The 18,079-nt window shown below is 68.1% G+C and carries 18 protein-coding genes; 6 read left to right on the top strand and 12 right to left on the bottom strand.

What is annotated here, in order from left to right:
• The first annotated feature begins 15 nt into the window (after positions 1–15).
• Positions 16–273: a helix-turn-helix transcriptional regulator gene (locus ACOGXI_RS09670; protein WP_419938649.1), complete on the top strand. Its 258-nt coding sequence runs from the start codon at positions 16–18 to the stop codon at positions 271–273.
• Positions 270–1,565, top strand: a complete 1,296-nt coding sequence (locus ACOGXI_RS09665) for a type II toxin-antitoxin system HipA family toxin (protein ID WP_419938648.1) — start codon at positions 270–272, stop codon at positions 1,563–1,565. Before ACOGXI_RS09670 ends, ACOGXI_RS09665 begins: the two co-directional genes overlap by 4 nt.
• On the opposite strand, the gene ACOGXI_RS09660 is transcribed toward ACOGXI_RS09665, so the two are convergent.
• Positions 1,540–1,959, bottom strand: coding sequence for a type II toxin-antitoxin system VapC family toxin (locus tag ACOGXI_RS09660; protein ID WP_419938647.1), 420 nt, complete (start codon positions 1,957–1,959; stop codon positions 1,540–1,542). The two genes, ACOGXI_RS09665 and ACOGXI_RS09660, sit on opposite strands and share 26 nt — an antisense overlap.
• Complete coding sequence (locus tag ACOGXI_RS09655) at positions 1,956–2,252, bottom strand: prevent-host-death protein (RefSeq protein ID WP_419938646.1); 297 nt, start codon at positions 2,250–2,252, stop codon at positions 1,956–1,958. Before ACOGXI_RS09655 ends, ACOGXI_RS09660 begins: the two co-directional genes overlap by 4 nt.
• Before the next feature lie 205 nt (positions 2,253–2,457).
• Here ACOGXI_RS09655 and ACOGXI_RS09650 point away from each other — a divergent pair, with 205 nt between their 5' ends.
• The gene (locus tag ACOGXI_RS09650) at positions 2,458–4,212 is read left to right on the top strand and encodes a uracil-xanthine permease family protein (protein ID WP_419938645.1); all 1,755 of its coding nucleotides are present in this window, start codon (positions 2,458–2,460) and stop codon (positions 4,210–4,212) included.
• A gap of 46 nt (positions 4,213–4,258) precedes the next feature.
• Here ACOGXI_RS09650 and ACOGXI_RS09645 read toward each other — a convergent pair whose 3' ends face one another.
• The 3 genes from ACOGXI_RS09645 to ACOGXI_RS09635 form a co-directional block, all read right to left on the bottom strand.
• Positions 4,259–4,861, bottom strand: a complete 603-nt coding sequence (locus ACOGXI_RS09645) for an amidohydrolase family protein (protein ID WP_419938644.1) — start codon at positions 4,859–4,861, stop codon at positions 4,259–4,261.
• Between the two features lie 217 nt (positions 4,862–5,078).
• On the bottom strand, positions 5,079–6,401 hold the full coding sequence (locus ACOGXI_RS09640; RefSeq protein WP_419937292.1) for an IS1182 family transposase: 1,323 nt from the start codon (positions 6,399–6,401) through the stop codon (positions 5,079–5,081).
• Positions 6,402–6,480: 79 nt separating this feature from the next.
• Positions 6,481–7,230: an amidohydrolase family protein gene (locus ACOGXI_RS09635; protein ID WP_419938643.1), complete on the bottom strand. Its 750-nt coding sequence runs from the start codon at positions 7,228–7,230 to the stop codon at positions 6,481–6,483.
• Between the two features lie 108 nt (positions 7,231–7,338).
• On the opposite strand from ACOGXI_RS09635, the gene ACOGXI_RS09630 reads away from it, so the two are divergent.
• Complete coding sequence (locus ACOGXI_RS09630; protein WP_419938642.1) at positions 7,339–8,790, top strand: amidohydrolase family protein; 1,452 nt, start codon at positions 7,339–7,341, stop codon at positions 8,788–8,790.
• 75 nt (positions 8,791–8,865) lie between these two features.
• Here the strand turns inward: ACOGXI_RS09630 and ACOGXI_RS09625 are convergent, their stop codons facing one another.
• The 5 genes from ACOGXI_RS09625 to ACOGXI_RS09605 form a co-directional block, all read right to left on the bottom strand.
• The gene (locus ACOGXI_RS09625) at positions 8,866–10,686 is read right to left on the bottom strand and encodes a CIA30 family protein (protein ID WP_419938641.1); all 1,821 of its coding nucleotides are present in this window, start codon (positions 10,684–10,686) and stop codon (positions 8,866–8,868) included.
• Positions 10,683–11,480: an ABC transporter permease gene (locus ACOGXI_RS09620; RefSeq protein WP_419938640.1), complete on the bottom strand. Its 798-nt coding sequence runs from the start codon at positions 11,478–11,480 to the stop codon at positions 10,683–10,685. The genes ACOGXI_RS09625 and ACOGXI_RS09620 overlap by 4 nt, the downstream gene beginning before the upstream one ends.
• Complete coding sequence (locus tag ACOGXI_RS09615; protein ID WP_419938639.1) at positions 11,477–12,385, bottom strand: ABC transporter ATP-binding protein; 909 nt, start codon at positions 12,383–12,385, stop codon at positions 11,477–11,479. Before ACOGXI_RS09615 ends, ACOGXI_RS09620 begins: the two co-directional genes overlap by 4 nt.
• A gap of 97 nt (positions 12,386–12,482) precedes the next feature.
• Positions 12,483–13,967: a sodium:solute symporter family transporter gene (locus ACOGXI_RS09610; protein ID WP_419938638.1), complete on the bottom strand. Its 1,485-nt coding sequence runs from the start codon at positions 13,965–13,967 to the stop codon at positions 12,483–12,485.
• Positions 13,968–13,972: 5 nt separating this feature from the next.
• Positions 13,973–14,539 carry a hypothetical protein gene (locus ACOGXI_RS09605; RefSeq protein ID WP_419938637.1) on the bottom strand — a complete coding sequence of 189 codons (567 nt, stop codon included), beginning with the start codon at positions 14,537–14,539 and terminating at the stop codon, positions 13,973–13,975.
• 250 nt (positions 14,540–14,789) lie between these two features.
• Here ACOGXI_RS09605 and ACOGXI_RS09600 point away from each other — a divergent pair, with 250 nt between their 5' ends.
• Together ACOGXI_RS09600 and ACOGXI_RS09595 are read left to right on the top strand one after the other, a co-directional pair.
• Complete coding sequence (locus tag ACOGXI_RS09600; RefSeq protein WP_419938636.1) at positions 14,790–15,770, top strand: malate dehydrogenase; 981 nt, start codon at positions 14,790–14,792, stop codon at positions 15,768–15,770.
• A 7-nt stretch (positions 15,771–15,777) separates the two neighbouring features.
• The gene (locus ACOGXI_RS09595) at positions 15,778–16,203 is read left to right on the top strand and encodes a bleomycin resistance family protein (protein WP_419938635.1); all 426 of its coding nucleotides are present in this window, start codon (positions 15,778–15,780) and stop codon (positions 16,201–16,203) included.
• An 18-nt stretch (positions 16,204–16,221) separates the two neighbouring features.
• On the opposite strand, the gene ACOGXI_RS09590 is transcribed toward ACOGXI_RS09595, so the two are convergent.
• Positions 16,222–16,710: a hypothetical protein gene (locus ACOGXI_RS09590; protein ID WP_419938634.1), complete on the bottom strand. Its 489-nt coding sequence runs from the start codon at positions 16,708–16,710 to the stop codon at positions 16,222–16,224.
• Positions 16,710–17,993, bottom strand: coding sequence for an AAA family ATPase (locus tag ACOGXI_RS09585; RefSeq protein WP_419938633.1), 1,284 nt, complete (start codon positions 17,991–17,993; stop codon positions 16,710–16,712). Before ACOGXI_RS09585 ends, ACOGXI_RS09590 begins: the two co-directional genes overlap by 1 nt.
• Positions 17,994–18,079: the final 86 nt, after the last annotated feature.

The following is an 18,079-nucleotide window of genomic DNA, read 5'->3' as shown; positions in this document are numbered from 1 at the left end:
GATCGGGAATATACGATGAGAAAAGCCACCGTCACACCCGCCGACATCGGCGAAATCGTTCGAGCCGCGCGCAAGGACGCGGGGCTGCGCCAGCATGAGCTTGCGGGCGCAGCGGGGGTGGGCCTGCGCTTCATCGTAGATCTTGAAGCGGGAAAACCGACCGCGCAGATCGGAAAGGTCCTTCAGGTTCTGGCGGCGCTCGGCTGTTCGGTCGCGATCCTTCCCCCACCCAAGGCCGACGCAACCACACCAGCCGGTGTTCGCGATACATGAACCGCGCCCTCGACATTTGGTGGGATGGGCGGCTCGTCGGCCGTTTGACGCAGTCCCGGCCCGCCGCCATGGAGTTCACGTACGCGGACGACTGGCTCCGGGACGACCGGACCCCGGCGCTGTCCGCATCGCTGCCCAAGCGTGCGGAGCGATATCCCCGCCGCGAATGCCGCCCCTTCTTCGCCGGCCTCCTGCCCGAGGAGATCCAGCGGGACCGCGTGGCAAGGTCGCTGGGCCTCTCCCCCCTGAACGACTTCGCCCTTCTCGATCGTCTCGGCGGTGACGTCGCGGGAGCGCTGCAACTGCTGCCACCCGGAGAACCGCCGGCGGAGCCGGATTCGGACGGTGGGCCTCAACCGCTTGACGACGCGGCACTGATCGACGTGCTCGACAAGCTGCCGTGGCGGCCATTGCTGGCCGGGGAGGACGGCCCGCGCCTGTCGCTGGCCGGGGCCCAGTCGAAACTGCCCGTCGTCACGGTCGACGGGCAGATCGCCCTTCCGGCCCCGGGGCAACCCACGACCCACATCCTGAAGCCGGCGATCTCCGACTTTCCACACACGACGGAGAACGAAGCCTTCGCGATGCGGCTCGCGCGAGCCGCGGGTCTGTCCGTCGCATCCGTGGAACCTCGACGAGCGGGGGACCGAACGTTCCTCCTGGTCGAACGATACGATCGGTCGGCCGGTCCGGATGGCCGTGTACGCCGCGTCCATCAGGAAGACTTCTGTCAGGCGCTCGCGGTACCGCCCGAAGTCAAGTACGCGGGTGAGGGGGGTCCGGGCCTGGAGGAGAGCTTCGCGCTCCTGCGCCGGGTCGCGCTCCGCCCCGCCGTCGAGGTTCTGAAGCTCCTCGACGCTGTGATTCTCAACCTGATCGTCGGCAACGCCGACGCGCACGGGAAGAACTTCTCGCTCCTGTACGGCGCGGCCGGACCTCGTCTCGCTCCGCTCTACGACCTCGTGATGACCGCTGCCTACCCGGAGCTGTCGCCCGCGCTCGCCATGCCCATCGGAGGGTGCGCCACACTCGCCGAGATGGACCCTGGCCGTTGGGCCGCCTTTGCGGAAGAAGCGACGCTGGGACTCCCGCTGATCCGGAGGCGGGTCGCCGAAATCGGGGAATCGGTGGTCCGGCGGGCACGCGAAGTGGCGGAGGAACTGACGATGCCGTGGCTGGATGCGGAGGCGTTGTCGCGATTCCGCCGCGCGGTCACGGCCCGGGCGGAGCGATGCATGGCCTCGACCGGAGCCGGCGCCGGGCGGCTCAGCGGAAATCCCACGGGTTCGTGAGGACGAGTTCGAGTCCGCTGAAATCCGCCACGTTCCTCGTCGCGAGCGACAAGTCGCAAGCCTTGGCCGTTCCCGCAATCAGTGCATCTCCCAGGTCGATCGGGCGCCCTCGCTTACCAGCCTCGGCGCGAAAGCGGGCAGCCCACACGGCGACCGTCTCGTCCACGGGCAGCATACGGTCCTCGTAGTGCCGGATGAACTCCGACAACACGCCACGGAGCGCGTCTCGGCGGTTTCCGCGAGGCAGGAGGTGCAGACCGAACTCCAGTTCGTGCAGTACCAGCGCAGACAGCCAGAGGTCGTCTCGCACGGAGAGAAACGCGACCACGGGCGGGGCGGGGACCTTCTTCGTGAGTTCCGAGATTACGTTGGTGTCCAGGAGGACGCCGCTCATTCGGTGTCGTCCCGGACGTCATCCGAAGCGAAAGGGATCCGCCGCGCGGACCCTCGCTCCCGCGGAATCTCCAGGTCCATCCCGCGAGGCATGTGATCGATCAGCCACCGGCCGAGAGGCTGCCGGATCGGAGCCTTCTCCCGCCAGAGGCGTTCGGAGACGACGACAAATGACCTTCGAACGCCGATACGCTGCGGTCCCTGTTCGTCCGCGAGGCGCAGGATCTCGGACAGGCGCGCCTTCGCCTCGGCGACTCTCCATGTGCGAGCGAACCCGGAAGTGTCCACTGGCATGCTCCTTCCATCCAATAATCGGTCCATCCGACCAGCGGGGTAGAATTGGACCATTATTGGACCATTATGGACCATATTAGCGTCTTGGATCAAGGTCTCGCGCCGCGGGCCGCGGCGCCGGCACGGTCTTGCGGGTCGTCGCCGTCGGATTGAGCTTCGAGCGCGAGCGTTCGGCATCTCCGTTCCCCAACGATGGATGTGACCGATGGCGGCAGAACCCCGCGACTTCAACAGCGCGATCCAGTACGAGCCCGACGAGACGCCCCCGTACCGGATCGCGATCGGACTCGCGCTCCAGTACGTCATCCTCACCATCGCGGCCATCGTCATCACGGTGGCGATCGTGGTGCGGGTGGCCGGCGGCTCGGAGGACTACCTGTCATGGGCGAGCTTCGCGGTCCTGATCGTGAGCGGCGTGACCACGGCCGTGCAGGCCGCGCGCGTCGGGCGCGTGGGAGCGGGGTACGTCCTCCTCATGGGGACATCGGGCGCGTTCATCGCGGCCTCCGTGACGGCGCTCGTCCAGGGCGGTCCCGGCCTCCTCGCATCGCTGGTCATCGCCTCCTCCCTCTTCCAGTTCGGGCTCTCGCGGCACCTCGCGCTCCTGAGGCGCATCATCACACCGGTCGTGGCGGGGACCGTGATCATGCTGATCGCCGTCACGATCATGCCGCTCCTGTTCGATCTTCTGCGCCAGGTTCCGGAGGGGGCCTCGTCGGTCGCGGCGCCAGTGACGGCCCTGGTCACCGTTGTCGCGACCCTGCTGATCGTGCTCCGGGCCGGCGGCGTCATGCGCCTGTGGGGGCCGGTGATCGGCATCTTCGTCGGGTGCGTGGCGGCGGTGTCGTTCGGCATCTACGACTTCGAGCGCGTGGCCGACGCGCGGTGGATCGGTCTCCCCGCGGGCGGCTGGCCGGGCTTCGGCTTCAGCTTCGGCCCCGCATTCTGGGCGCTGCTGCCGACGTTCGTGTTCGTGACGCTGATCGGCGCGATCGAGACGGTGGGCGACGCCGTGGCCATTCAGCGCGTGTCCTGGCGGCGCAGCCGAGCCACCGACTTCGGAGCGGTTCAGGGCGCGGTCGCCGCCGACGGACTCGGCAACCTGCTCTCGGGGCTGCTGAGCACCGTCCCCAACACCACCTATTCGTCGAGCATCTCGCTGGCCGAGATCACGGGCGTCGCGGCGCGCCGCGTGGGCGTGTGCATCGGAGTGACGTTCTGCGCACTGGCGTTCCTGCCGAAGATCGCCGCGATCGTGCTCGCCATCCCGGACCCCGTGCTCGCGGCCTACGGCTTCGTCCTGATCGCGATCCTGTTCGTCATCGGGGCGCGGGTCGTCATCCAGGATGGCATCGACTATCGCAAGGCGGCGATCGTCGGCGTGTCGTTCTGGGCCGGCGTCGGGTTCCAGGAGGGCGCTTTCTTCAACGAGTATCTGAGCCCCGGGTTGGCTCCGCTGCTCGAGAACGGGATGACCGCGGGCGGCCTGACCGCGATCGTCCTCACGGCGCTGCTCGAGTTGACGGGCTCGCGGCCCCTGCGCGTCGAGGCGACGCTGAACGTGGAGGCGCTCCCCACCATCCGGAACTTTCTCGACAAGTTCTCGATCCGGCGCAAGTGGCCCATGGAGATGAGCGATCGGCTGCTGCAGGCGGCGGAGGAAACGCTGCTGCTCCTGCTGGAGGAGGCGAAGGAAGGAGAAAACTCGGGAGACCGGCGTCTGCGCGTCGTTGCCCGCAAGTGGGGGACCGGGGCCGAACTGGAGTTCATCTCGGCCGGCGGCGCGGGGAACATCGAGGATCAGATCGCCGTTCTGGCCAGCCATGGCACGGCGGAACCGCAGGAGCACGAGATTTCGCTCCGGATTCTGCAGCACCTGGCCACGTCGGTGAGACACCAGAAATACCACGACGCGGACATCGTGACGGTTCACATCGAAGGCCCCGCGCGGGGAAGCTAGCGGTTCGAGACCTGGTGGGCCGCTATGAGCGGGAGAGGATACTCGATCAGGGGACCAGACCCTCCGCGGTGCCGAGCAGTCGGTCGCGGTCGAGCACCCGGCCGCCGAGGATCACGGCGTGCACCCGGCGGGCGTTGGTGATGTCCTCGAGCGGACTGGCGTCGAAGAGGACGATGTCGGCCAGCATGCCGTGGGCGAGGGTGCCCCTGTCCGGCAGGCGCAGCGCTTCGGCGCCCATCCGGGTCGCGGCGATCAAGGTCTCCGCCGGTGTCATCCCGGCCTCCACGTGGGTCTCCATCTCGCGCTGATACGCGAGCCCCGGGGGCGCGTTGGCCACCAGGCCGTGTGAGCCCATCGTGACGGGTCCGCCGGCCTTCGCGTAGCGCACCGTGAAGGCGGCCATGTTCCGCATCGCCGCCCACTGTACGTCGCGACCCTCTTCGTCGAACGCGGGCTCGAAGACGGCGAGGGTCCCGTCGAGGTTCACGTTGCGCTCCAGCATGAGTTCGATGAGCGCGTCCGCGCGCGGGCCGGCGGGATCCAGCGCCGCCCACAGCGCCAGCCCGCCCTCTCCGCGGTGGATGCTCTCGCGCAGCACCGCCTGGCGGAACTCCTCCGCCCGCTTGGGCGAGACGAGGGCCCGGCCCACCGACCTCGTGTGCTCGATCCCGTCTAGGAGCCTGCGCCGCAGGAGCGCGGCGGAAGCGATCGGATGCCGCCCGCGGGGTCCCGCGAGCCGAAGTATCGGTCGTTTTCCGGGCGGGAACGCGTTGTTGGCGGGGAGACGGCCCGGCGGGCGGCGTTCGGGCGGGGTCGCGGACCCCTTCTTGTGCCCCGGGGAACGCCCGACACGGGTTTCCGGCCCCTCACGCGGCCCGAAGGATGTGGAGGCGCCGCACGTTGAGCGCCAGACACACGAGATCCCACTCGCCGCGCACGTTCTCCAGGCCCCTCATGCTGAACCGCCGGAACCCCATCGCCTCCTTGATCCACCCGATGGGAGCCTCCGCGATCCACTTGCGCTTCGCGTACACCGCCCGGCCCTCCGGAGTCTTCAGCCTCTTCGCCATGCGCGCCCTCGCCGGGCACGTCTCCGGGTCGGGCTCCGCGGCCGCCCCGCCCTCCCGGCCCAGCGCCACGTAGCCGTCGATCCCCCGCGCATCCAGAGCCGCCAGGTCCTCCTCGTTCGAGTAGCCCGCGTCGGCCAGCACCTCGCCCGGCGTCTCCCCCAACCGCCCGGACACCTCGTCAACCCGTTCCACCAACTGCCCCTGGTCGCTCGCGTTGTCGGTCACCTCCGCCCCCAACACCAGCTGGCTCTCGCCGTCGACCACCGCCTGCGCGTTGTAGCACTGCTGGTAGCCCTCCGTGCTCGTCCGCATGATCCGGCTCTCCGGATCCGTGAAGTTCGTCTGCGAGTCCGCCTCCGGCTCCCCGTAGTCCAGCTTGTACGGACTCCCCCCCTTCGGGTTGCGATCCCACTCCGGCTCCCGGCCCCGCGCGTCGTCGCGCTCGCGGGCCTCCGCCTCCAGACGAGCCTGCGCCGCCCGGATCGCCGCCAGCCGGTCCTCCCGCCGCTTCAACTCCTTCGGCAGCTCGTCGCCCCGAACGTCCTCCCCGTGCCGCTCGTCCTCCTCCGCGTCGGCCGCCTCCGCACGCGCCAGCAACTCCGCGATCTCCGCCTCCAGGCGCGCCTCCTCCGGACCCATCCGCCCGTAGCTCATCGCCTTCCGCTTGCTCGCGTTCGCCCGAACCTTCGTCCCGTCCACCGCCACCCGGCCCAACCCCGCCAGACCCAGTTCCCGCGCCAGAAGCACCACCTCCGCGAACAACGCACCGAACGCCTTCAGGTTCCTCTTCCGGAACTCGCACAGCGTCCGGTGCGCCGGAAAGTTCCCCGCCGCCAGCATCCTGAGCGGCACGTCCTCCTCCAGCTTCCGCGCCAGCTTCCGAGACGAAAACACCCCCGTCGCGTACCCGTACACCAGCACCTTCACCATCATCCGCGGATCGTACGGACTCCGCCGCCGCCCGTCCCCCTCGTAACGCGCGTAGAAAGCCGACAGGTCCGCCGCGTCCACCAGATCGCTCACATGATGCGCCAAGTGCCCCGCCGGCACCCACTCACGAAGATCCTGAGGCAGCAGCAACTGCTGGTCCGGATCGTACGGACGGAACCTCGTCCTCATCCTCTCCGGATCGTACGGTAGAGACCTCGCACTCATCGCCAACTCCCCGCGCCGAACGTGAACCCGTCACAGCACGGCATCACCATAGCCAGCCGAACCGCGCCGCACCATCGGCTTCTACGGCGCAAGCTCCTAGTCCGAGCCGGATCGCGGCGATGGGGTCGACGATCTCGAGGTGGCCGTGCACCGGCACGTTGCGGCGGTCGGCTTCCTCGATGATGGCCGCGACCTGGGCGAGCGAGAGCCGGAAATACACCTTCAGGGACGTCGCGCCCGCATCCATGAGTTCGTTCGCCGCCATCCGCGCGTCCATCTCGTCCAGCAGGACGCGGGAGATCGTGGGATAGGCCGTGTCCCGCCCGTCGAGGATCGGGCCGGAATAGAGGAGCCGCGGCGCCGCAAGCCCCAGCGTTCGCACAGTGGTGAGCCAGTTCTCGTTATCGTTGATCCACTGCCCCATCTCCCGCTGCGTGGTGACGCCGTTGGCCAGGAAGAGGAGCGGCAGTTCCGGGTTGGCGTCGGTCCCCGTCCCGTCGATCGAAGCATGCGGCCCCGGGGAATAATGGAAGTGAAGGTCGATGAATCCCGGCGTCAGGAACTTACCGGTCGCATCGATCCGTTCCGCTCCGGCGGGGATCTCGATCTGACCCGCCGGACCGATGCCCTCGATCCGGTCCCCTCGCACCAGCACCGTCGCGTTCTCGTGAACGGCTCCCGTGCCGTCGAATACGGTGCCTCCCTCGATCGCCAGCCACCGATCCTGCGCGGCAAGAGGAGTTGCGGCAACCAACATCCAGCCAAGGACCAGCGAGGCTCTGACAGCGCGCACGGCGAAGCTCCTTCGATCCACGTCGGGTTCCGGCTCGCTCGGGTCTTTCCGGCCCCGAGGGCACCATCTACGCTGAAGAAGATCTCGGCTCGACACAAGGAGGATGCCATGCGACGGGGAGCGCGCGGAGGAACGTGGATGCCCGGGGTGGTGACGATCTTCCTCTGGGCCGGGATGCCGGCGGCGGGTCAGGACCGCGAGGCCCTTTCTGAAGAAGTGAGGTCCTATCTCGCCGTCTCCTCGTCCGTGGTAGCGCTCGAGAACGTCCTCCTCTTCGACGGCGCCGGCGGGCCCGCCCGCTCCGGGCAGACCATCGTCATCCGCGGAAACCGGATCGAGAGCGTGGGCGCGGCGGGCGAGGTCGAGATCCCTCCGGGCGCCGAGCGGCTGGACCTGGAAGGCCACTCGGTCATGCCGGGGATGGTCGGGCTCCACAACCACATGTTCTACTACCAGTCCACGCCGCGCGCCTCGCAGATGCAGTACTCGGGTCCGCGCCTCTACCTCGGGGCCGGGGTCACCACCGTGCGGACGACGGGAAGCGTCGCGCCGTACCAGGATCTCTCGCTGAAGGGCGCCGTCGAGCGGGGAGAGACGCCGGGTCCCCGGATCCTCATTACGGCCCCGTACGTCATCAGCCCCGGTCCCGACGAGCGGCTCCGGGATCTCGGGATGTACGCGATCCGCGACGAGGAGACGGCGCGCCGGTACGTGCGCTACTGGGCCGCGGAGGGGGCCGAGTGGATCAAGGCCTACACGCAGATCACCCGAGAGGCGCTCGGCACGATCATCGATGAGGCGCACCGGCAGGGCATGAAGGTGACGGCGCACCTGTGCTCGGTGGGCTTCCGCGAGGCGACGGCGCTCGGGATCGACAACCTCGAGCACGGCCTGTGGGCGAACTCCGAGTACGACACGACCCGCGAGCCGGACCGATGCAGCCCCAACTACCAGCGAAGCATCGCCGAGCTCGACATGGACGATCCCCGCGTGGCGGAGACGATCTCCGAGATGGTCGCTGCGGGCGTCGCCATGACGTCCACGCTGGCAGTCGCCGAGCAGGCCACGCCGCTCGTACCCGACCTCACGGAGCGCGACCTGGAGGCGCTCCCCGACCACGTCGTGGAGGCGGAGATGGAGCGACGGTCGATCTTCCGGACGACGGAGATGCCGTGGATGATCGACCTGTTCGAGAACCTGCTCGACTTCGAGCTTGCCTTCGTCGAGGCGGGAGGCGTGCTGGCGGCGGGAGTGGATCCGGCCTGGGGCGCGCTGCCCGGCTACGGCGACCAGCGCAACTTCGAGATTCTCGTCGAGGCGGGCTTCGAACCGGCTGCGGCCGTCCGCATCATGAGCGCGAACGGGGCCATCATCCTGGGCCTCGACGACGAACTGGGAACGGTCGTCCCCGGCAAACTCGCCGATCTCGTCGTGATCGAGGGCGATATCGAACTCAGGCCCTCCGACATCCGCAACGTCCGCATCGTGTTCAAGGATGGCCTCGGCTACGACCCCGAAAAGCTGACCGCCGCCGTCGCCGGCCAGGTCGGCGTCCGCTGATCGCCGCCGGGGGTCAGCGAGAAAGAGTGGCCGCCAGGTTTAGAAAACCCCACGACGGGTTGCGGCGCAGAGGCTCTAACGGATCTCCACGTCGTCCAGTTCGAAGGCGAACGATCCGAGCGGCGCCTGGGCCACGAACGCCAGGCCGGCGATGATCGACGGATCGGCGGTGGCGAAGCTCTCGAGCGGAATCTCGACCACGGCCCACTCCGGCCCGGCGACGAAGGGGACCGTGGGTGGCACGGTGGTCCCAACCCCCGCGCCGAACAGCATCACGGTGTAGCTCCGTCCGTCCCCGCGGGTGCGGAAGCGCAGGACGCCGCGGCCGGAGAAATCCACCGCCTGCATCGGTTGCGGGCCGGGAAACCAGATGGCGCCCGCCCACGGGAACGCGAACCCGACCTTCGTTTCGCCGCTCACGACGAGCGCGCCATCCTCCACGGCCAGTTCCGCTGTCGAAGCGCCCCCGTTCATCGCGTCCGTCGTCACCTGCCAGCCGAACCCGAAGCCGGAGTCGATGCCGTCCTCGAAATCGACCAGGACCGCCCCCTCCGGCGCCGGCGCGATGTCCGGCGAGAACGTCGTCGCGACGGCCTCGCGCACGACCGGATAGCCGTCCTTCCAGATCGTGACGATGTCCGTGGTGCGGGACACGTCACCCTCGGCGTCGCCCCGCACGAGCACGAGGTCGGCCACGTAGCCCTCGGCGATTCGACCGCGCTCGGGGATGCCGAACGCGTCCGCGGCCCCGGAGGTCGCCGAGGCGAGCACCTCCGCGCTTCCAAGCCCGGCGCCCGCCAGGAGGCGAAGCTCTCCGTGCATCGAGATGCCGGTGGCCGTCCCGGGATTCGGCGTATCGGTTCCGGCGACGATCCGCACGCCGGCCGTGTGCAGACGGCGCACGTTCTCGAGGGCCACCTCGGCGCCGGCTCCCGCACGCAGCAGCGAAGGATCGCTCAGCGTCTGCCTCTGCATCGGCGAGAGGAGCGACTCGTCGGTCTCGGCCAGGATCCGCAAGCCCGTGGAGTCGCCGAACATGCCGGCGATGACGGACAGCGTGGGAACGACGAAGACCCCTGCCTCCGCGAACCGGCGGGCGTCGTCTTCGGAGATGACGGCGTCGATCCAGACGTGGACGAGACCGTCGGCCCCCAGAGCGACCGCGTCGAGCGCCGGTTGGAGCGCGCTCACGTGCACGACGGCCAGCAGGTCCTCGGCATGGGCGGCGGCGATGAGCGCTCCGATCGTCTCACGGTCGAGAGACGGGATCTCCCCGCGGTAGGCACCCCCGTCTTCGGAAACGATCTTGATCCAGTCGGAACCTTCCTCCTTCCGCGCCCGCACCCAGGCGGCGGCGTTCGCGGGGTCCGTCAGGGGCTCCACCGCCAGTCCGAACTGCGTGCCGTGACCGCCGGGCGCCGTCGCCAGCATCCCCGCCGAGAAGAGATCGGCTTCGGTCGTGCGCGCGATCTCATCCCGGGCGGTCCGTGCTCCGGTCAGGAGGGCGGGGTCGGTGAACTGGTCGAGGACGGAGGTCACGCCGAAGCGCACCGCGTCCCCGAGCGTCCCGCCGAACGTGTGGACGTGACCGTCGATGAAGCCGGGCAGCAGCGTGTGGCCGCGCCCGTCCACGCGCGGCAGGTCCGCCGGCAGCCGCAGCCTCGGCCCGAGTGCGCGCACGCGACCGTCTTCGATCCAGACATCCTGACTCCGTCCGAACGATTCGCCGTCGAACAGCGTCACGTCCACGATCGCGAAGCTCTCCTCCGGCGCCTCCTGTCCCGGGGCGGCCGCGTCACCCGGAACCGGGAGCGTGGCCAATGCGGCGACGAATCCCCCGACGGCGGCTACAAGAATCCACAGGCTTCGGATACCGGATCGGTTCTCTGCCTTCATGACATTCCTCCCGGGCGAATCGAGACGGCGCCGGTCCCCGCCCGCCGGAACCCGAATGCGGCGACGGCGAGAAAGACGAGCGATTGAAGGCCGAGCACCGAGACGTGAAGCAGCGTGGGCTGTCCCCCATCCATGGCGATGATCTTGAGCGCAAGCTGCGCCTGGTGGTAGGCCGGCAACGCGTTGGCGATGTCCTGCAGGGCCGCCGGAAAGACCGTGATCGGGATCCAAAGTCCGGACAGCATCGCCATGGGAAGGAACACGAGGTTGGTGATGGCCACTGCGGCCCGCCCCCTCGACCACGCCCCGACGGCGAGCCCCAGAGCGCAGAAGGGGATCACTCCGGCGAGCACGACTCCGGCGAGCGCGAACCATTGCCAGCGGTACAGCACCACGCCGGCCCCATAGGCACCGAGAAGGAAGATCCCCAGCACGACGGCCGCTCCGAAGGCGATCGCCATCGCCACCTTGGCGAGCAGATAGGCCCCCGCCGGCATTGGCGTGGTCCGTTTGAGGAGGAGGACGCCCGAGTCGCGTTCCATGGCGAGCCCGGCGCCGAAACCGAACAACGAAGGGCCCATGACGCCGAAAACGCTGTACGTCGCCAGCATGTACGTGGGCGCGGCGACGGAAAAGCTCCCCGCGCCCATGACCACGCCGAAGAACAGGTAGAAGATCAGCGGGAAGAGCAGCGTCGGGATCGCGAAGCCGGGCTCCCGCAGCACCATCAGGAACTGGTACCGGGCCTCCAGCACGTAGATGCGCCAGCGACGGGCCAGTCTCGCCGCCGTCACTGGACCGGTTCCGGTTCGTCGGACTCTCGTGTGAGAGCGAGGAAGGCCTCTTCCAGTCCGGCGCCGACCACGGTCAGGTCGTGGAGGTCCGGATCCCCGTCGAGGAGTTCGCGAACCAGCGCCTCGGGGCGGGAGGTCAGGACCTCGAGGTGCTGGCCTCTGGTCTCGGATCTGACGACGCCGGGCACCGACCTCACGGTGTCTGCCGTAACGCGGGTCACGCAGCGGACCCGGCGCGCGGCGGTGCGGGACTTGATCGTCGACGGCGCGCCTTCCGCGATGACGCGCCCGCGATGGAGGACGACGATGCGATCCGCGAGCGCGTCGGCCTCCTCGAGATAGTGCGTCGTCAGAACGGTGGTCCGGCCGGACTCGCGGTGCCGGCGAATCTCCTCCCACAGCCCGCGCCGGACTTCCACATCGAGGCCCGCGGTGGGTTCATCGAGGAATACAAGCTCCGGGTCGCCACACAGGGCGAGGGCGAACAGGACCCGCTGCTTCTGTCCCCCGGAGAGCTTGCCGAACCTCCGTCTCTCCAGCCCCTCGATCCCAGCCATGGCGAGCAGACGGGAAGCCGGGAGCGGAGCGGGATAGTAGGCGCGGAACAGGTCGATGTGTTCGCCTACGGTCAGCGTGTCGGGTACCCCGGAGATCTGGAGCATCGCGCCGCGCCGCGCTCGAACCCCGGGAGCGTCGGGTCGCCGCCCGAAGACGGTTGCTGCTCCGGTCTGCACGGGCAGGCTCCCGAGCAGCAGATGGATCGCGGTCGTCTTGCCCGCCCCGTTGGGACCCAGCACTGCCAGCACCTCGCCGCGCCGAACCTCGAGATCCACCTCCTCCAAAGCGACCACGGACCCGTATCGATGGGTCACGCCGGAAAGATGAGCTACGGTGTTCTTGGACATCCTTCGCCGACCCCTCGTCGTCCTGGACGGCCCGGCGCGGACCGGGCCTTCCGCAGAGTCTACGGGCCTCTCGGCCGGAGGTTTCGGGACGCCGCGGTCAGAGGTCCATCACGCGCCGGATGTCCTGGGGCATGGGTTCGGGTCTGGTGAGGAAGGAGATGGAGAGGAAGAGGACGAGGGACACGACGAGCGCGGCGGCGCCGTGGTCGACGCCGTAGGGAAGGCGGATGCCGAGGCCGCGGAGGCCGAAGTTGACGAGGAGGCTGCTGATGATCGCGACGTTGGCGGCGAGCGCATTGGCCCGCTTCCAGTTCAGCCCGATCGCGAGGACCGGGAGGAGGCCGGCCGCGAACGTCCCCCAGCCGAAGGCGCCGAGAAGCGCCACGAGATCGCCCGAATAGAGCGCGATGAGCGCGGCCGCGAGCGCGAGTACGGCCGTGATGACCCGCGCCCACACGAGTTCGTTCCCGAGCGAACGCCCCCGGATCGCGATCGGCAGATCGTGCATGACGGCGGCGGCGCCGATGTTCAGGAACGCGTCCGCGGTGGACATGATCGCCGCGAGCAGCGCTGCGAAGACGACGCCTGCGAGCAACGGGTGGGTGAAGGTCTGAAGGAACTCCGCGGAGGCGGCGTCCGGGGTCGCGAGCGCGGGATGCGCGCCCGTAATCACCAGCGCGCGCATCGCGAAGCCGATCCCGATCCAGAGCAGCGCCGCGAAGCTGTAGGCGAGGACGCCGAGCGGGATCACGTAGCGCAGTTCCTTCAGGCTCTTGAGCATCATGAACTTCGTGATGATGTGGGGCTGCCCGCCCACGCCGATGCCGAACACGAAGAACCAGGCGAGCGCGCCCATGATGCCGATCGTGCCCCAGGGCCCGCCCGCCGCGCGATCGTCCGCTGCCACGATCCGGCTGATCTCGCCCAGCCCGCCCTCGAACGTGCCGAGCACGGTGATGAACACGAGCGAGGAGGCGACGATCATGATCGCGCCCTGGATCACGTCCGTATAGACCGACGCGACGATCCCTCCGGTGACCGAATAGAAGATGAGGACGGAGCAGGAGATGGCGACGCAGAGCGCGAGGCTGGGCTGCTGGAACACGCCCGCGTCGGACAGCACGCCCTGCAGCACGATCGACATCGCCAGGATCTGCGTCGCGAGGTATCCCAGCACGCCGAGCAGGATCACGACCGCCACGGACGCGCGCACGGACCGTTTGCCGTAGCGGGCGGCCGCCACGTCCGGCAGCGACACGCACTCGCGAAGCTCGGACACCATGCGGATCCGCTTCGCCACCAGGTTCAGCACGATGATGTTGGAGATGACGATCGTGCCGAGAATCCAGATCGAACTCGTCCCCATCGAGTACATGAGCCCGGGGCCGCCTACGAAGCCGAACCCGCTCATCGTGCTCGAAAAGATCGCGAACGCGGTGACGAACACTCCCAGCCTGCGTCCCGCCACGAAGAAATCGCCGGCCGACTTCGTGCGCCGGAGCGACCACAGTCCGATGCCGACGCAGAGCGCCAGGTACGCGATGACCGCGAGCAGCGTGATCAGGGCGCGATTCGCCTCCACGGCCGCTATTTACCGCCGTCGCGGTGGTCGGAGTCGCCGCGAGCGGGATGGCGCCGGCCCTTCGCCTCCGCGAGGATCTCGTCGAAACGCGCCTGCTCCCGGGGGCCGAAGTAGGCGTCCTCGAACTTCCAGGTGATCGCCAGCAGAGGGATCCACGGCGCGAGCGTGAGCCCGTACACCAGCAGGGAAGTCGGAGCCGTGAAACCCAGGACGATCGTCGTGCGGCCGGCGGCATAGGCGTCGAAGGACCACATGAGGATGACGAAGAGGAGGACGTAGCCGACCATCCACGCGTTGACCGCGCGGTGGATCCAGTGCCCGCGGCGGAACCCGATCAGCATCGTGACCCACATGGTCCCGAGCATGACGACGCCGGCGACATACGCGGCCCACGCCGGCGTGCCGAGTGCGCCCGCGTCGACCCCGACCAGCATGGGGGCGTGCTCCGGATGGGGGAGCGCGGCGGCGCGGCCGGCCCCCGCGACGACCGCCACCAGGAGCAGGCCGAGCAGGACGATGCAAAGCGCGAGCAGTACCGCCATGAGGCGAGTCATGTGAGCGTTGTCGCTCATGAGTTCGCGATGAGGTCGCGCACGAGTTCGCGGATGAAAATGCCCCCCGGGGTTCGAGAAGCGCCGAAGTTGCCACGCCATGGGCCCCGACGCGAGACCGCGCACACCGCTTCCGCCGCGCCCGCCCGGATTCGCGCTGGACTTGAGGAGTCGCTCCTGTGAGTTTGGCGCTCCCCCGAGCGTATCGGCGCCGGGGACAGATTCAAACACAACTTCAAACACAACTTCAAACACAACGTGCGGAGACGACATGACTGCACCAGCGCGGGTCGCCATCACGGGGGCCGCAGGAAATATCGGATACGCCCTCGCCTTCCGGATCGCGGCTGGCGACATGCTGGGGCCGGACCGGCCCGTCACCCTGCAACTCCTGGAGATCCCGCCCGCGCTCGATGCGCTGCGGGGTGTCGAAATGGAACTCAACGACTGCGCCTTCCCGCTCCTGCGCGGCATCGTCGGGACCGCGGATGCGAACGAGGGGTTCGAGGGCGTCGACTACGCACTGCTCGTGGGCGCCAAGCCGCGCGGACCGGGGATGGAACGCGGGGACCTCCTGGCCGACAACGGGAGAATCTTCGGCCCGCAGGGGCGCGCGCTGAGCGACCGCGCCTCGCCCGACGTGCGCGTCCTCGTGGTCGGGAACCCGGCGAACACGAACTGCCTGATTGCTGCGGCGAACGCACCGAAGCTCGACCGCCGGCAGTTCGCGGCCATGACCCGCCTCGACCACAACCGCGCGATCAGCCAGTTGGCCGAGAAGACGGGGACGCACGCGACGGAGATCCGGCGCATGACGATCTGGGGCAACCACTCCGCCACGCAGTACCCCGACATCAGCCGGTGTACGGTGGCGGGCGCGCCGGCGCTCGATCTCGTCGACGAGACCTGGTATCGGGACACGTTCATCCCGAAGGTGCAGAAGCGAGGCGCCGAGATCATCCAGGCGCGCGGCGCCTCGTCCGCGGCTTCGGCGGCGTCGGCCGCGATCGACCACGTGCGGACGTGGGTACACGGCACGCCGGAGGGGGATTGGACGAGCATGGCGGTCCACGCGGATGGCCGCTACGGCGTGGCGGAAGGCGTCGTCTACTCGCATCCCGTGACCTGCTCGGACGGCGACTACTCCGTCGTGGACGGCCTCGATATCGACGATTTCAGCCGCGAACGCATGGACCTCACCGACGCCGAACTACGGCAGGAGCGCGAGGCCGTCGCGACACTGCTGGGGTAGGCGGCCAATGGAGCCGATGGACTGGTTGGCCAAGGGGTTGACCCCGATCCTCAACGTCTCGGACCTGCAGGAGAGCTTCGCGTGGTTCGAGCGGTTGGGATGGAAGAAGAGTTGGGACTGGGGCGATCCGCCGGACTTCGGGGGCGTCACCTCCGGGGATTGCCAGATCTTCCTGTGCCAGAACGCCCAGGGCGGCCGGGGCCGTAGCGATGTCGAAAGAACGTTCGGCCCCGGCGGCGACGATGCCGCCGACAAAGGCGTCTGGATGTCGGTGTGGGTGGACGATGTCGACGCGGTGCATGAGCGGTGCGTCGAGCGGGGCCTCGACGTCACATGGCCGCCCACGGACATGCCGTGGGGCGTGCGCGAAATGCACGTCCGCCATCCGGATGGTCACGTCTTCCGCATCAGCCGCGGCGTCAACCTGGACTAAGACTAAGGTGGGGCTTCTCTAAAGCAGCGGGTCGGGTTCCTGATCTGGCTCGTGTGCCTTGAGTATCGTGTCCGTAGTCCAGATGTGGACGCGGTAGTCGAGAGAAGCGGAGTACTTCTCCTTGAGGCGATGTGCCTCGCTCACAATCGTGGAGTCCGTCAAGCCCATTTGTAGACGGAGGGGGTCCGCCGAGAAATCCCGCAACAATTGCGGCAGTTTAGCCTTGACATCCACCACCGGGACGATGAGCCACGGCCCAGCGTCCGCCGCACTGGTCTCGACATGGGCAACGACCTTGAGGGCGATCTCGTGCCTCCGCCCGCCATCGGCGACGTCACCGATGTGATCACAAAGCTCGTACAGGCACGCCAGCGGCACGTAGAACTGGCTCGTCTCATGTTTCCGTATACGTTCCTTGATCTGCTTCGACAACTCCGGCCGGTGGAAGCCGGGGACCCGATACAACTCGCAAAGATAGCTGGTGTCGAGGACGAAGACGGTCCGCACTACTCGAGGTCCTCCAGCCAGCGTCGCATTTGCCTGGCGCGGACCTGGTCGAGGTCGTCGCCGAGGTACTGATCGATGATTCGGCGCGTCACCAGGCCGCCCAGCGTGCCCCGCTCAAGCAACTCGTCGTGGCGAGGGAGGTTCACCAGCCGACGTAGTTGGCTACTCCCGTCCTTCAAAGATCGAAACGCAACGACCACGCCCTGTTGCTGATCCTCGGTCAGGGAGTCGAGCGTGACCGGATTGTGAGTGGTGAGCACCACGTTGACGCTACGCTGGTCGCCCATGTCCGCGACGGCCGCGACGAGCGCCGAGACGCGGCTCGGATGGAGGCCGTTGTCAAACTCCTCGACCACCACGCGCGACCCCTCCGGGCTGGTTGCTACCGCTGTGAGCACGGCGAGAGCGCGAAGCGTGCCATCGGAGAGAACTCGGGCGTCGGTCGGCGCGTCGGAACCCCGCTCCCGCAATCCAAGCATTACGTCGTGTGCCGAGGTCTCGATGAACTTGAATTCACTGTAGGGCTCTTCCGGAACATGGCGGATGGATTCGAATAACGAATCCAGAATCTCTCGCCCCTCCGAGCCGTTGCTTTGGAGGCCGAAGAGGACCGAGGAGAGGTTGGAGCCGTCGCGACGCAGGACGGTGTCTCCGATCCGCTCATACCCGCGCAATACGTGCGGCTTTGGGTCGAACACGAAGGAAGCGGCCAAATGGCGGCGCAGCGCCGAGATCGGCCGAAGGGAGGCGTCCAACATGCGGTTCTTCACAGCAAACTGCTCGTACTGAGAGAGCACGGAACGCGTCGCGGACGCGCTCGCTTGGGGCTTCCGCCCGCCTTGCGCGAAGTTGTTGTAGCGGACCCGTATGTCGGCGGAGCTCGGGCTGTCGGTTCCGAGTGTGTCGAACAACATCATGTCGTCATTCGTGAGCCACAGAGACTCGGAGGCGATGCGGGGTTCGGGACGCGGCTTAACAGATACGGAATACCGAATTCCACGGACTCGCCGCTGCCATCGTATTCTTGCGTTGAAGGACAACGAAAACGTGTCGCTGCCGCGTCGCACGCAGCCTTGGAGGCCTCCGCGAACATTGAGGGCAGCCTCCCGGCCCAGGTCGGCGATCTCGTGCAGGGGCTGCCCGGACGCGATCGTCGAGAGTACTTCAATAGCCTCAAGCGCGTTGGTTTTTCCCGAACCATTGGGGCCGATGAGGATCGTGAGCGGGCGGAACAAGTCGATCTCCGCGTCGCGGAAACTCTTGAAATCCTTGAAATGGTGCATGTTTCGTCTCCGGCCCCGCCGTGCCGTTGGTGATCCGCCGCACCGGCAAGTTGGGGTCGGCGCGGACTTCGTGCCAAGCCGGGGCG

Source organism: Candidatus Palauibacter sp. (assembly GCF_965208055.1).
In the GTDB taxonomy this organism is placed as follows: Bacteria; Gemmatimonadota; Gemmatimonadetes; order Palauibacterales; family Palauibacteraceae; genus Palauibacter.
The sequence above is the reverse complement of the archived record's forward strand: the minus strand, read 5'-3'. Positions and strand labels throughout refer to the sequence as shown.